Genomic DNA, 14469 nt, shown 5'->3' with positions numbered 1-14469 from the left:
GCAATGGTCTTCACGGATATCTTCATCAAGCGCCCAGTGCTGGCGCTGGTCGTCAGCCTGCTGATCCTGCTGATCGGTTTCAAGGCTGCAACCAGCCTGCCGATCCGTCAGTATCCGAAACTGTCGAACACCGTGATCACCGTCACCACGGTGTATCCCGGCGCGTCGCCGGACCTGATGCAGGGCTTTATCACCACGCCGATCGAGCAGGCCGTCGCGGCTGCTGAAGGCATCGACTACATGACGTCGGCATCGACGCAGGGCCAGAGCCTGATCTCGGTCTATATCAAGCTCAACGTCGATCCCAATGCCGCGCTCACCGAAGTGCTGTCGAAGGTCAATTCGGTCAAATATCTGATCCCGCGCGAAGCGAATGACCCCGTCATTCTGAAGTCCACGGGGTCGACGACGGCGGTGATGTATCTCGGCTTCTCCAGTGAGGAACTGTCCGGCTCGGCGATCTCCGACTACCTGACGCGCGCGGTGCAGCCGATCCTGTCGACTGTGGACGGCGTGGCGTCGGCCGAAATCCTCGGCGGTCAGACCTTCGCCATGCGCCTGTGGCTCGATCCGCTACGCATGCAGGGCCGCGGGGTATCTCCGGACGATGTCGCTGCGGCGATCCGCGCCAACAACTTCCAGGCGGCAGCCGGTCAGACCAAGGGCTATTACATCGTCTCCAATGTGACGGCGAATACCGACCTGCAGAACGTCGAGCAATTCAAGCGCATGACGGTGAAAGCCAAGGACGGTGGCTTTGTCCGTATGGAGGATATCGCCACCATCGAGCTTGCCGCGCAGAGTACAGACGCGAGCGTGGCGTTTAGTGGCGAGCGCGCGATCTTTATCGGCGTGCAGGCGACACCGCTCGGCAATCCGCTCAACATCGTCAAGGGCGTGCGCGCGCTGTTCCCCGAACTCGAGCGTAACCTGCCGCCATCGCTGAAGATGAAGGTCGCCTACGACTCCACCAAGTTCATCACGTCGTCGATCGAGGAAGTTCAGAACACGCTGATCGAAGCCGTCGGCATCGTGATCGTGGTGATCTTCCTGTTCCTGGCTTCGTTCCGCTCAGTCATCATTCCGGTGGTGACGATTCCGCTGTCGCTGGTCGGCGTCTGCAGCCTCATGCTCGTCATGGGCTTCAGCATCAATCTGCTGACCCTGCTGGCGATGGTGCTCGCCATCGGCCTCGTGGTCGACGACGCCATCGTGGTGGTGGAGAACATCCACCGCCATCTCGAGGAGGGCAAATCGCCGGTGCAGGCGTCGCTCGAAGGCGCGCGCGAGATCGTTGGTCCGGTCATCTCCATGACCATCACGCTGGCGGCGGTGTATGCGCCGATCGGCTTCATCGGCGGTTTGACCGGTGCGCTGTTCCGCGAATTCGCCTTCACCCTGGCGGGCTCGGTGATCGTATCCGGCGTTATCGCGCTGACGCTGTCACCGATGATGTGCTCGGTGCTGTTAAAGCAGGAAGAGCCGGGCTGGTTCGCCAAGAAGGTGGACAAGGTGTTCGGCGCAACCACGCGCTGGTATGGCCGGCAGCTCGATCGTTCGCTGGACTATCGCCCCATCACGGCCATGTTCGCCGTTGTGATCCTCGGTCTCGTCGGCTTCATGTACATGAACACGTCGAAGGAGCTGGCGCCCGAGGAAGATCAGGGCATTCTGTTTGCGGTGACCAAGGCACCGAAATACGCCAACATCGACTACGCGGATTTCTATGGCGATCGCATGGACGAGGCGTTCAAGAAGTTCCCGGAAACCGATCTGCGCTTCATCATCAACGGCACCAACGGTCCGAGCAACGGTATCGCCGGCATGCTGCTGAAGCCGTGGGACGAGCGCAAGCGTTCGTCCACGCAGCTGAAGCCGCTGGTGCAGGCCGAACTCAGCAAGATCGAGGGTGTCAACGCCTTCGCATTCAACCTTCCGGCGCTGCCGGGCGGTCCCGGCGGTCTGCCGATCCAGATGGTGATCAGCTCGACCAACGGTTTCCAGTCGGTCTATGAGGAGATGGTCAAGTTGAAGGACACCGCGCGCAAGAGCGGCCTGTTCATCGTCAGCGACAGCGATCTCGATTTCAATCAGCCGGTGGTGCGCGTCTCCATCGATCGCTCCAAGGCCAACGACCTCGGCATTACGATGTCGAGCATCGGCAATACGCTGGCGACGCTGCTCGGCGGCAACTACACCAACCGCTTCAACCTCGAGGGGCGCTCCTATCAGGTGATCCCGCAGGTGCCGCGCGGCATGCGGCTCTCGCAGGATTCGCTGGCGAACTACTATGTGCCGACGATCACGGGTCAGCAGGTGCCGTTATCGACGCTGGTGAAGGTCGAAACGGGCACCAACCCGAACGCGCTGTCGCATTACAACCAGCTGAATTCGGCGACCTTCCAGGCGGTGCCGATGCCCGGCGTGACAGTGGGGCAGGCGGTCGACTTCCTTGAGGGTGCCGCCAAGCAACTGCCGTCGGGTTTCAACCACGATTATCTCGCGGATTCCCGGCAGTATGTGCAGGAGGGCAACCAGCTGGCAGTGGCGTTCGGCTTCGCGCTGATCATCATCTTCCTGGTGCTGGCAGCGCAGTTCGAAAGTCTGCGCGATCCGCTCGTGATCATGATTACTGTGCCGATGGCGATCCTGGGCGCGTTGATCCCGCTGTTCTTCGGCATGGCGACGATCAACATCTACACCCAGGTCGGCTTGCTGACGCTGGTCGGTCTGATCTCGAAGCACGGCATCCTGATGGTGGAGTTCGCCAACGAACTGCAGCTCAAGGAAGGTCTCGATCGTCGTTCGGCCATCGAGATGGCTGCCCGCGTGCGTCTGCGTCCGATCCTGATGACCACGGCCGCGATGGTCACCGGCCTGTTGCCGTTGCTCACCGCGGCGGGTGCTGGTGCAGCGAGCCGCTTCTCGATCGGCCTCGTTGTCGTCTCCGGCATGATGATCGGTACGCTGTTCACGTTGTTCGTGCTGCCCGCGGTTTACGTGGCCATCGCCACCGATCACCGCGCCGGCAAAGAGACGGAGCGCGCCAAGCAGATCGAGGAATTCGATCTGGAGCATACGCGGACGGCCTGATCGCACGGACGCGGCCTTGCGAAGCTGAGCTTGCGGGGCCACGTGGTTTGAGGTTGGATGGCGGATCGCTTCATGCGATCCGCCATTATCTTTTGGCGGCCCGCATGGCCCCACAGGACCCATCCCATGACGCGCGATTTTCCGGCCGGCAATTATCGCTATATTCCCGCAGTATTTCAGTATTCCAGCGGCGTTGCCGCCAATGCGGATTTCGAGATCGAGCGCGTGCGTTTCGACACGTGGCTGCCATTGGCCGATGGGTTTGCGCGTATTGCCGATTACATTCTCGCGGCCGATCGCCCGCTGACATCGTTCTGCGCCTGCGAGTTGCGCTCGCCTGCAGTGGTCGATGAGGCTGGCTTCCGGACATTCAACGAGCACTATGTCAAGACGCTTGCTGAATGGGGCATCTTCGACGGCACGAACAATCCTGTCGCGCGCAGCAATGTGTGCCTTGAGATCGATCCGCCGAGCGAACCGTCGTTTTACGCGTTCTCGTTCACGCGGCCGTCGCTCGGTGCCAAGCCGACTTTCGTGATTGCGGGTGGTGCTGAAGCGCGCGGTGGTCCTGGAACATATCCCGAGCGGATCACGCGCTATCGCGAGGCCTCGCTGGACGCATTCCGGGAGAAAACGAGGATGACCATGAGCAATATGGAGGAGCGTCTGGGCGAATTCGGCTTCTCATGGAAGGACACGACTGCGACGCAGATCTACACGGTACAGGACTTCCATCCCGTGGTGGCCGATGAGCTGGTCAAGCGCGGTGCGTCGCGGCAGGGCATGACCTGGCATTTTGCGCGGCCGCCGGTGGTCGATCTCGAATTCGAGATGGATACGCGGCGTGTGATGCGTGAATTCGTGATCTGACCGTCAGGCAGCGCGCGCTGCAGCGCTCAGATGCTTGGCGACGATGCGCAGGTCTTCGACGAAATGCGCATATTCGCGTGCCTTGGCATCCTCGTCGGGCAGTCGTAGCAGATAGGATGGATGCACGGTCACGAGAACCTGTGTGCCGTCGTCAGCCTGGATAATCTGGCCGCGGGTCTTGCCGATCGGCGTGATCTTGCCGAGCACGCTTTGCGCGGCTGTCGCGCCCATCGCGACGACAAGCTCGGGTCTTACGGATGCCTTTTCACGCTCATACCATGGTCGGCACGCCTTGATTTCAGGTGTTGCCGGTTTCTGGTGCAGACGGAATTTTCCACGCGGCACGAATTTGAAGTGCTTCACCGCATTGGTGACATAGACCTTGTCCCTGACAATGCCGGCTTCCTTCAGCGCCTTGTCGAGCATCTGTCCGGCCGGTCCGACGAACGGCTTGCCGGCGAGATCTTCCTTGTCGCCGGGCTGTTCGCCGACCATCATCACAGAAGCATGCTGCGGGCCTTCGCCGAACACGGTTTGCGTCGCATCTTTCCACAAATGGCAGGCACGGCAATCGGCGGCTTCGTCGCGCAATGCGGCAAGACTTTCCTTCCCGGTATGTTCGGCCGTTTTGGTCGTATGCGACTTGACCATGGTCTCCTCCCGACGTTGCGGTTTCCTGGGCGCGCTGGCTTCAGCCGCGATCATGTCACCTGTGATGCGTTCAGCTTGCGCGATCAGCGGCTTGATCAGCGCGGCTTCGGGCAGGTTGCGCCAGTATTTCTTCGGCATCTCGTTCTGCATCGCCTTGGTCTTCAACCGTGCCGGATTGAAGATGTTGGCGTAATAGGTCAGCCATACCTCTTCGAGCCGATCCTTGGTCGGCGCATCGGCTTTGCTGACGCCGGGCGTGATGGAAATCGCGTGGCCGTCCCAATGCGCGCAGAGATCCGGCGTCAGGATCGACCACGCCATGTCGGCGAAGCGCCGCGCGAAGAACGGCGCCGCGAGTTCGACGATGTGATGTTCGGGCTCGAACCAGGCGACGAAATGCGATTTTGGCTCGCGGCCGATTTCGCGAAACCGTACGAAAGCATGCATCTTGTGTTCGTCGCGCCGGACAGCCTTGGCCATCGCCTGTAATTTAGCGATGTCGGAATCGATCGCGACGTGGATCAGATCGGGATTGTCGCGCAGCCGCCACAGCAGACGATAGAGCAGGGCGAAGCGTTCGGGGTCGCGATGCAGGATTGCGGTTTGCGCCAGTTCGACGAATTTGGCCGAGACGTTGAAAGTGCCTTGCGCGGCGTCAGAGAGCGACGTCTCGGGCAAGGCAGAAAATAGTTCAAGTTCAGCACCAGCGAGGATCCATCTCACCTGAGTGGGAGCAATGTTGTTCAGCACGAGTTGTCGTGCCGCCTTGCGCCAGCCTTCAAAGTCGGTGTCGCTGTCCAGCACGATACTGTGCATCAGGTCTCCTGAAATGAAATTCTAAAACCCAAATCCCAATTGCGTCGCCTTCGGCTTGAACCGCTCCGCCAGCTTCGCGCCGTCCAGCAAATTAACGGCCGGGCGATGATCCGGAAGAACGATGAAAGGCAGTGCCTTGTTCCGCGGAATATGCAGCCGCGCGAGATCGCCGACGCGGATCGACGAGATCCGGCGCGTTTCGATGATCCGCTGCACGGCCTTGGCGCCGAAACCGGGCACGCGCAAAAGGTCTTCGCGGCTGGCGCGGTTGACGTCGAGCGGGAAACGGTCGCGGTGGCGCAGCGCCCAGGCGAGCTTCGGATCCATGTCCAGCGACAGCATGCCGTCATTGTCATCGACGATCTCGTCGGCGTCGAAGCCGTAGAAGCGCATCAGCCAATCGGCTTGGTAAAGCCGATGCTCGCGGATCAACGGCGGGGCGCGCAGCGGCAGCGAACGGCTCGCATCGGGGATCGGGCTGAAGGCGGAATAATAGACACGCTTCAGATTGTAGGACCCGTACAGATTGGCCGAGGTGCGGATGATGGTTGAATCATTGGCGCTGTCGGCGCCGACGATCATCTGCGTGCTCTGGCCGGCTGGCGCAAAACGCGGCCCGACTTTGCCGCGCGGCGTCGGCTTGCGACCCTCGCGGGCTTCATCGAGCTTCAACCGCAATCGACCCATGGTGCGACGAATGGCACGGACGTCTTTCTCCGGCGCCAGCTTTGCGAGGCTGTCTTCCTCGGGCACCTCGATATTGATGGAGAGGCGGTCGGCATATTTTCCGGCCTCGGTGATCAGCGCGTCGTCGGCTTCCGGAATGGTCTTGAGATGGATATAGCCGCGGAAGTGATGCTCCTCGCGCAGTTTCCGCGCGACGGCGACAACCTGTTCCATCGTGTAATCGGCGCTGCGGATGATGCCCGACGAGAGAAACAGTCCCTCGATGTAATTGCGCCGGTAGAAATCCAGCGTCAGTTGCACCACTTCGTCCACGGTGAAGCGGGCACGCGTCACATTGCTGGAGGCCCGGTTGACGCAATAAAGGCAATCGTAATTGCAGGCATTGGTGAGCAGGATCTTCAGCAGCGAGATGCAGCGGCCGTCCGGCGCGTAAGAATGACAGATCCCCATCCCTGCATCGGTCGAGCCGATGCCTTTGCCGTCGCGGGAGTCCCGTTTCTCGGTACCGCTGGACGCACAGGACGCGTCGTATTTCGCGGCATCCGCCAGGATCTCCAGCTTGCGCTTCACGTCCATGTTCAAAAATCCCTTTGATTCCAAACGCTAAAAAAGTGGCTGATGATCCCGATTGACTCGGCTTGCCATCTTAGCTTTATATTAGAACATATCATGAACAAATGGGCCGGCAATGGGTTCACTAAAGACCCGCCACGGCAAAACAATTTCGAGGAGCGGCGCATGACCGGCGCACGCATGACCACGCTCGCGCAATTGCGCGGCAGCATCGAACGCATCGAGACCCACAGCGATACCTATGCGCCGGATCGCGTGTCGCTCGGTCATGCCGAGGCGGACGCGGCGCTGCAAGGCGGCCTCGCGCGTGGCACCATGCATGAGGTGTTCGCCGAAGGCCGGCACAGCGCGGCCGCCACGGGCTTTGTCGCCGGCCTCGCGCATCGTGTCTCGGCAAAGCGGCCGCTGCTGTGGATCCGGCAGGATTTCTCCGAACGCGAATGCGGCGCGCTGGCCATGAGCGGCTGGCGTGAGCTCGGCCTCGATCCGCGCCTGCTGGTCACCGTGCGCGCGCCCGATGTCGAGACGGCATTGCGGACCACGGCTGATGCGCTGGCCTGCGATGCGCTGGGCAGCGTCGTGCTGGAAACCTGGGGCGACAGCAAACAGTTCGACCTGGTCGCCAGCCGCAAACTCACGCTGGCGGCGCGCGGCTCGGGCGTCACGTGCCTGTTGCTGCGGACTGCAGGCGTTCCGGTCTCGAGTACGGCAGAGACGCGCTGGATCATCCGCTCCGCGCATTCGCCGCCATTCAGGCCCTGGCAATCATGGGGCGTGCCCATGCTCGACGTGCAACTGGTTCGAAATCGTCACGGCCCGAACGGGCAATGGATCATGGAATGGAAGTGTGATGAGTGCGTTTTCCGTGACACATCGGCGCATCCTCAGCCTGTGGCTGCCGCGCCTGCCAACCGATCGCATCAAACGTCAGCTCGCGCGCAACGGCGCGCCAGCTAATCTGCAAGCAAGTATTGTCGTCGCCAAGCAAAGCAATGCGCTGCAGATTTCCGCGCTGGACGATGCCGCGGCGAAGCTCGGCCTTGAACCAGGTCTGCCGCTTGCCAATGCCCGTGCGGTCTGTCCGGACATTCAGGTGTTCGATGCCGATCCTGTCGCCGATACGCAGGTACTGACCGACATCGCCGATTGGTGCGACCGCTTCACGCCACTGGTGGCGCTGGATCTGCCGCATGGCCTGTTTCTCGACATCACCGGCTGTGCCCATCTGTTCGGTGGCGAGGCGGCACTGATGGAGCAGCTCTGCGCGTCGCTGTCGCGGCAGGGTTTTATTGTCAGTGCAGCGATTGCGGGGACATCGACATGCGCGCGCACGCTCAGTCGATACGCACATGGCCGGATCGTCGCCGCGGGCGAGGAGGCCAAGGCAGTGACGCCGCTACCGCTGTTCACGCTCGGCGCCGATGAGGCGCTCATCCGTGGATTGCGCCGCGCCGGCTTGAAGACCATCGGCGATGTCGCCTCGCGCTCGCGCCCCGAAATCACCGCACGTTTCGGCGCGGAATTCACGACGCTGCTGGAACAGGCGCTGGGGCAAAGCGATGCACCGATTTCCCCGCGCAAGCCGCTGCCGGATTATATCGTCGAGCAACGCTTCGCCGAACCGATCGCCACCGATGGTGTGATTACGCTGACACTGGCCAAGCTGGCGCGCACGCTGATCGATGCGATGGACAGGCAGGGCAAGGGCGCGCGGCGGCTGGAAGCGGCGTTCTTTCGCACCGACGGCGCGGTGCGGGTGATCACCGCGGAAACCGGCCTGCCGGTGACCAAGGGCGAGGTGATCGACCGGTTGTTCCGCGAGCGACTGGACGCGATTGCCGATCCGCTCGATCCCGGTTTCGGTTTCGATATGATCCGCCTGTCGGCCAGCCGCACCGAGATTGTCGTGCAGCAGCAGCGCGATCTCGATGCCAATGTGCATGCGAACGATGAACTGGCCGACCTGATCGACCGTATTGCTGCGCGGATCGGGTCGCGGCGTGTGCTGGTTTATCTGCCCGTCGAGAGCCACATTCCCGAACGCGCGATGCTGGGTGTGCCGGCACAGCATCATCTGGCTGCCGCCATGCAGGCAGCATGGCCGGCGCGTGAAGACGAGCCGCCATTGCGGCCGTTACGGTTGTTCGAGCAGCCCGAACTGATCGATGTTCCGCTCGCGGAGTTTCCAGACAAGCCGCCGAAGAAGTTTACCTGGCGACGGGTGTCTCACAACGTCATTCATGTGGAAGGTCCGGAGCGTGTGTCGATGGAGTGGTGGCGTTCGGAGGCGAAGCCCACGCGCGATTACTTTCGCGTCGAGGATGAGGCAGGTCAACGTTTCTGGCTCTTCCGCGACGGGCTTTATGGTGAGATCAGAGACGTGGACGATCAAGCCGTTTCGCCGCAATGGTTCGTGCATGGGCTGTTCGCATGAGCACGGGCGGCGTCGGCGCGCCTGATTATGCCGAGATTAGCGTCACCAGCAATTTCTCGTTCCTGCGCGGCGCGTCGCATCCGCAGAACTATGTGCATCAGGCCAGTATCGAACGGCTTTATGCCATCGGCATTGCCGATCACAACACCATGGCCGGTGTGGTGCGTGCCTTTGCCGAGCTGGACCACAAGGATCTTGTCTACAAACCGAAGCTTCTGATCGGCACACGGCTGGTCTTCAATGACGGCACGCCTGACATCCTTGCCTATCCGTGCGACCGCGCTGCCTATGGCCGACTGTGCCGGTTGCTCAGCATGGGCAAGTTGCGCGGCAACAAGGGTGAATGCCTGCTGCAGCTCGGCGATCTCGCGGAGTTTAGCGAAGGGGTGTTGCTTGTTCTAATGCCGACCTATCGGATCGACTGTGATCTTGTCCTGCGCACGCTCGATGCACTATCGGGCCTGCTGGCGGAAGGCATCTGGCTTGGCGCCAGTCCGTTTCATCGCGGGGATGACAGGCGTCGTCTGGCAAAGCTGCAGCGCATCGCATCCACCGCGCGCGTGCCTCTGATCGCCACCAATGACGTGCTCTATCACACGCCAAATCGCCGCATACTGCAGGACGTGGTCAGTTGTATTCGCGAGAAGACCACCATCGAGCAGGCTGGCCGGGTGCTGGAAATGAATGCCGAACGGCATCTCAAGCCGGCTGCTGAGATGGCTCGGCTGTTTCGCGATTATCCGGATGCGATCCGCGAGACCATCCGTTTTGCCGATCGCATCACCTTTTCACTGAACCAACTCCAATACCAATATCCCGACGAACCGGTGCCGCCGGGAAAGACCGCTCAGCAGCATCTCGCGGATCTGACCTGGGAAGGAATGAAAGGGCATTTTCCTAAGACAGAAGATCCGAAGCTTGTTGCCACCTTGGAAAAGGAACTCGCGCTCATTAAGGAGCTCGGCTATGCGCATTATTTTCTGACTGTCCACGATATTGTCCGCTATGCGCGCAGCCAGAACATCCTGTGTCAGGGCAGGGGCTCGGCGGCCAATTCAGCGGTTTGCTATATGCTCGACATCACCTCGGTGAATCCCGCCGAGGTTGATCTCCTGTTCGAGCGCTTCATCTCCAAGGAACGGCTTGAGCCGCCGGACATCGACGTCGATTTCGAGCACGTCCGGCGCGAAGAGGTGATGCAGTATGTCTACAAAAGATACGGCCGTCATCGCGCGGCAATCATCGCCACCGTCATCCACTACCGGCCGCGCTCGGCAATCCGCGATGTCGGCAAGGCGCTGGGACTGACCGAAGACGTCACCTCGGCGCTGGCCGATACTGTCTGGGGCAGTTGGGGCAAAGGCCTCAACGAGATGCAGGTCAAGCAGGCAGGGCTTGATCCGTCCAATCCGATGATCGTGCGCGCGGTCGAGCTGGCCACCGAGCTGATCGAATTTCCGCGCCATCTGTCGCAGCATGTCGGCGGCTATGTGCTGACGCAGGACCGGCTCGATACCTATGTGCCGATCGGGAATGCGGCGATGGACGACCGCACCTTCATCGAATGGGACAAGGACGATGTCGACACGATGAAAATGATGAAGGTCGACGTGCTCGCGCTGGGCATGCTGACCTGCATCCGGAAATGTTTGGATCTGGTCGCTTATTACAAAGGACAGCGTTACGAACTCAAGGACATCAAATCCAAGGATGATGATCCGGTCTACCAGATGCTTCAGCGGGGAGAATCCCTCGGCGTATTCCAGGTCGAGAGTCGTGCCCAGATGAACATGTTGCCGCGCCTGAAACCGCGCACCTTCTACGATCTCGTCATCGAAGTCGCGATTGTTCGCCCGGGCCCGATCCAGGGCAACATGGTGCATCCCTATCTCAAGCGGCGGGCGATGAACCCTGATGATATCGAATATCCATTTCCGAAGGGGGGCAACAAGGACGAACTGAAGAATGTCCTGCACAAGACCCTTGGCGTGCCACTGTTTCAGGAACAGGCGATGCGCATTGCCATCCAAGCGGCACATTTTACTTCAGAAGAGGCCAATGGTCTGCGCCGCGCCATGGCGACGTTCCGCAATGTCGGCACCATGCATACGTTCGAGGCGAAGATGGTCGGCAAGATGGTCGACCGCGGCTACGATCCGGCATTTTCCCAGAGCTGCTTCGATCAGATCAAAGGTTTTGGCAGCTACGGTTTTCCGGAAAGCCATGCGGCCAGCTTTGCGCAGCTGGTTTATGTCTCGTCATGGCTAAAACATTATCATCCCGATGCGTTCTGCTGCGGGCTGTTGAACTCACAGCCGATGGGGTTTTATGCGCCGTCGCAGATCGTGCGCGATGCGCGCGACAATGGCGTCGATGTGCGGGAGATCGATGTATCCTTCAGTCATTCGCAGAATACGCTAGAAGAACCAAGCAGAGACTATTGCGCCGTTCGCCTCGGCTTTCGCCAGATCGATGGATTCAAATGGGCGGATCCGGATGAGGAGCGCGAACGTGCAAAAGCTGGCAAGCCGCCGGGAGAAGATTGGGGCAAGCGCATCGTTGCCGCGCGAGAGCTACAGCCTTTCACCTCGCTGGAAGATTTCGCCCGCGATACCGCTTTGCCAAAACGCGCGCTGATCATGCTGGCCGATGCCGATGCATTTCGCTCGATCGGGCTCGATCGCCGTGCCGCACTATGGGCGGTAAGGCGATTACCCGATGATGTGCCGTTGCCGTTGTTCGAAGTTGCGAGTGCGCGCGAGCAGCCGGACGAGAATGCGAAGCCTCTGCCTGAGATGCCTTTGCCCGAACAGGTGGTCGCCGATTATCAGACTATCCGGCTGTCGCTGAAGGGACATCCGATGGAGTTCCTGCGCGCGAATTTCACGCGGGAAAAAGTGGTGACCTGCGCGAGCATTGTGGATGCCAATGACAGACGGCGCGTGCGTTGTGCCGGCGTCGTGCTGGTGCGGCAGCGGCCGGGTAGTGCCAATGGCGTGGTCTTCATGACGCTGGAGGACGAAACCGGTATCGCCAATATCGTGGTCTGGCCGAAGGTGATGGAGCAGTTTCGCAGGGAGGTCATGGGTTCCAGACTCATCCTGGTCGAGGGGCGCATCCAGAGCAGTCCAGAAAAGGTCGTCCATCTGGTTGCCGAACGGCTGATCGATCGCTCGGACGATCTGAAGTATCTTGGCAACGATGCGCTTGGTGGACCCCGACAAATGCTGTCAGGTCCCGAAGCGATCAATGACGATCGCCGCGAGCATCCCGACAATCCCGCACAACGCATTCGCCATCCGCGCAATGTCCGGATCCTGCCGCGCTCGCGGGATTTCCATTAAGCGCCGTTCAGAAACCATTCAGCCGCTATTACCTATTCAGGTGATGCACCGACTGGCGGTCCGCCGGGTGGCCGGTGCAGGAAAGTAATAGTGGCATAGGCGCCGATCCATGAACCGACGGCGGCGAAACCCACATACATCCAGTTTTCGGTATAGCTGATGACGGCATAGGACGAGAGTACATACCAGACGCTGCTCCAGGTGGCCGCAGGGATGCGCCGACGGGCCACCACCGCAGAGGTGAACATCACATAGACCGCGTCGGTGGCAGCCGTGGCCAGCACCACGGCGCCGGCTGTCAATGGATCGATGGTGGCCATGCTCTCTCCTCCATGCTTGTACAAGATGATGCGATGACGGATGTGGTCACCTGGAAGCGTGAGCTGAATCGGTGGCGTGGGAAAGGGGGAGGACGTTGATGTACGGCATTCGTGAACTGCTCGGCGACCTCTGGAGGCAGGCTGGCGGTGATATTGCGGCGCTCCAGCGTGTCGCGCTGACCGGCAATGAGCCGCAATTGCCGTCGTCATTCCATGTCGGTGCGGCCGCTCAGGTCAGTATCGCTGCGGCCGGAATGGCGGCTGCCGAAATCTGGCGGCTACGCAGCGGGCAGACGCAGACCGTCTCCGTCGACATGCGCCACGCCATCGTCGAATGTCGCAGCGAGCGCTATCTGCGCTGCGACGGTAATCCGCCGCCGCCCGCCTGGGATGCGATCGCTGGTGTCTACCAGACCGGTGACGGCAAGTTCGTCCGGCTCCATACAAATTTTCCGCATCATCGCGACGCTGTCTGCCAGGTGTTGTCATGCGCGCCGGAGCGCGAGGCCGTGCAGGCCGCGTTGATGCAATGGAACGGCGAGGCCTTCGAGACCACGGCCTATGCAGCCGGCGGTGTCGTAGCGCTGATGCGATCCCATGACGAATGGATGGGGTTGCCGCAGGCCAAAGCCGTTGCTGAACTGCCGCTCGTCGAGATCACCCGGATTGGCGACGCCGAACCGAAGCTGTGGCCGATCGGCGCCCGGCCGCTTGCCGGTTTGCGCGTACTCGATCTCTCACGCGTTATCGCCGGTCCCGTCGCTGGTCGTACGCTTGCGGCCCATGGCGCGGATGTCATGCTGGTCTCCAGCCCCAATCTGCCGGCGATCCCGTGGCTCACCATCGATACCGGCCGCGGCAAGCTCTCGAGCTTCGTGGATCTCCAGAGCGAGCAGGGGCGCGACACCTTGCGAGGATTGCTCGCGCAGGCGGATATCTTCTCGCAGGGCTATCGTCCGCAATCGCTTGCGGCGCTCGGCTTCTCGCCGGACGAGGCGGCCCGTGTCTGTCCCGGCATCGTCTATGTCTCGCTCTCCGCCTATGGCCGTTCCGGGCCATGGGCCGGGCGCCGCGGCTTCGACTCCCTCGTCCAATCCGCGACCGGCTTCAACCATGCCGAAGGGCAGGCGGCCGGCGTCGATGGGCCCAGGGAATTACCGGCCCAGATGCTGGATCATGCCACAGGCTACTTAATGGCGTTCGGCGCCATGATCGCACGTGCACGTCAGGCGCGTGAAGGCGGTAGCTGGCACGTCCAGGTCTCTCTTGCCCGCACCGGTCAATGGCTGTGGGATATGGGAAGGATCGCGGAGGGTCTCGTGGTCGAAGACCTGAAGGGAGAGATGGTCAAAGCCTTTACTGAGGATATGCCGTCCGGATTTGGCCAGTTGTCGGCGGTCCGTCATGCAGCCGTGTTATCGCGAACCCCGGCATCGTGGGCGCGTCCGGCCATGCCCCTCGGCAGCCATCCGGCGGTATGGCCGTCCGGCAATTGAAACCCATTCGCAGGATTTCAAAATTTTAACGAAGATTCGTAAGTGCACACGCGTTTTTAGATTGTCTGAACGCCCAGATGCGCACTATTAGCGCGTGAATGGGACAAATCGCCGCGGAATAAGTGCGTTTCCTACCAAGGACTGGACAGTGACGAATTTAGATCAACGATCTCAGCTGTTTAGCG

At 61.0% G+C, this 14469-nt stretch carries 9 protein-coding genes; 6 read left to right on the top strand and 3 right to left on the bottom strand.

The genetic code is table 11. The features are described from left to right. The first annotated feature begins 3 nt into the window (after positions 1-3). Positions 4-3093, top strand: coding sequence for a MexW/MexI family multidrug efflux RND transporter permease subunit (locus LPB73_RS15395; RefSeq protein ID WP_089266965.1), 3090 nt, complete (start codon positions 4-6; stop codon positions 3091-3093). Between the two features lie 126 nt (positions 3094-3219). Next, the gene (cnbZ, locus tag LPB73_RS15390) at positions 3220-3963 is read left to right on the top strand and encodes a 2-amino-5-chloromuconate deaminase CnbZ (protein WP_231077401.1); all 744 of its coding nucleotides are present in this window, start codon (positions 3220-3222) and stop codon (positions 3961-3963) included. Between the two features lie 3 nt (positions 3964-3966). On the opposite strand, the gene LPB73_RS15385 is transcribed toward cnbZ, so the two are convergent. Beyond that, positions 3967-5430, bottom strand: coding sequence for a UdgX family uracil-DNA binding protein (locus LPB73_RS15385; protein WP_231077400.1), 1464 nt, complete (start codon positions 5428-5430; stop codon positions 3967-3969). A gap of 21 nt (positions 5431-5451) precedes the next feature. Then, entirely contained in the window at positions 5452-6693 is a 1242-nt protein-coding gene (locus LPB73_RS15380) for a putative DNA modification/repair radical SAM protein (protein ID WP_231077399.1), read from the bottom strand. Positions 6694-6855: 162 nt separating this feature from the next. On the opposite strand from LPB73_RS15380, the gene LPB73_RS15375 reads away from it, so the two are divergent. From LPB73_RS15375 to LPB73_RS15365, 3 genes are read left to right on the top strand one after another with little or no spacing between them, the layout of a single operon-like run. After that, positions 6856-7647, top strand: coding sequence for an ImuA family protein (locus LPB73_RS15375; protein WP_175366676.1), 792 nt, complete (start codon positions 6856-6858; stop codon positions 7645-7647). Continuing rightward, positions 7541-9124, top strand: a complete 1584-nt coding sequence (locus LPB73_RS15370) for a Y-family DNA polymerase (RefSeq protein WP_231077398.1) — start codon at positions 7541-7543, stop codon at positions 9122-9124. Before LPB73_RS15375 ends, LPB73_RS15370 begins: the two co-directional genes overlap by 107 nt. After that, on the top strand, positions 9121-12468 hold the full coding sequence (locus LPB73_RS15365) for an error-prone DNA polymerase (protein WP_231077397.1): 3348 nt from the start codon (positions 9121-9123) through the stop codon (positions 12466-12468). The genes LPB73_RS15370 and LPB73_RS15365 overlap by 4 nt, the downstream gene beginning before the upstream one ends. Positions 12469-12500: 32 nt before the next feature. Here LPB73_RS15365 and LPB73_RS15360 read toward each other — a convergent pair whose 3' ends face one another. Next, positions 12501-12788, bottom strand: a complete 288-nt coding sequence (locus LPB73_RS15360) for a hypothetical protein (RefSeq protein WP_089266972.1) — start codon at positions 12786-12788, stop codon at positions 12501-12503. A 98-nt stretch (positions 12789-12886) separates the two neighbouring features. Between LPB73_RS15360 and LPB73_RS15355 the strand changes: the two genes are divergently transcribed. Beyond that, the gene (locus tag LPB73_RS15355; protein WP_231077396.1) at positions 12887-14284 is read left to right on the top strand and encodes a CoA transferase; all 1398 of its coding nucleotides are present in this window, start codon (positions 12887-12889) and stop codon (positions 14282-14284) included. Positions 14285-14469 lie beyond the last annotated feature (185 nt).

Origin of the sequence: Tardiphaga sp. 37S4, assembly GCF_021044645.1 — a bacterium.
GTDB classification, from domain to species: Bacteria; Pseudomonadota; Alphaproteobacteria; order Rhizobiales; family Xanthobacteraceae; genus Tardiphaga; species Tardiphaga robiniae.
Note: the sequence above shows the minus strand (reverse complement) of the source record. Positions and strands in the feature narration are given on the sequence as shown.

Bases quoted from the DNA above. Each gene is read 5' to 3' on its own strand.
- LPB73_RS15395 (WP_089266965.1), top strand. From the start codon at position 4: ATGGTCTTCACGGATATCTTCATCAAGCGCCCAGTGCTGGCGCTGGTC.
- cnbZ (WP_231077401.1), top strand. From the start codon at position 3,220: ATGACGCGCGATTTTCCGGCCGGCAATTATCGCTATATTCCCGCAGTA.
- LPB73_RS15385 (WP_231077400.1), bottom strand. From the start codon at position 5,430: ATGCACAGTATCGTGCTGGACAGCGACACCGACTTTGAAGGCTGGCGC.
- LPB73_RS15380 (WP_231077399.1), bottom strand. From the start codon at position 6,693: ATGGACGTGAAGCGCAAGCTGGAGATCCTGGCGGATGCCGCGAAATAC.
- LPB73_RS15375 (WP_175366676.1), top strand. From the start codon at position 6,856: ATGACCGGCGCACGCATGACCACGCTCGCGCAATTGCGCGGCAGCATC.
- LPB73_RS15370 (WP_231077398.1), top strand. From the start codon at position 7,541: ATGAGTGCGTTTTCCGTGACACATCGGCGCATCCTCAGCCTGTGGCTG.
- LPB73_RS15365 (WP_231077397.1), top strand. From the start codon at position 9,121: ATGAGCACGGGCGGCGTCGGCGCGCCTGATTATGCCGAGATTAGCGTC.
- LPB73_RS15360 (WP_089266972.1), bottom strand. From the start codon at position 12,788: ATGGCCACCATCGATCCATTGACAGCCGGCGCCGTGGTGCTGGCCACG.
- LPB73_RS15355 (WP_231077396.1), top strand. From the start codon at position 12,887: ATGTACGGCATTCGTGAACTGCTCGGCGACCTCTGGAGGCAGGCTGGC.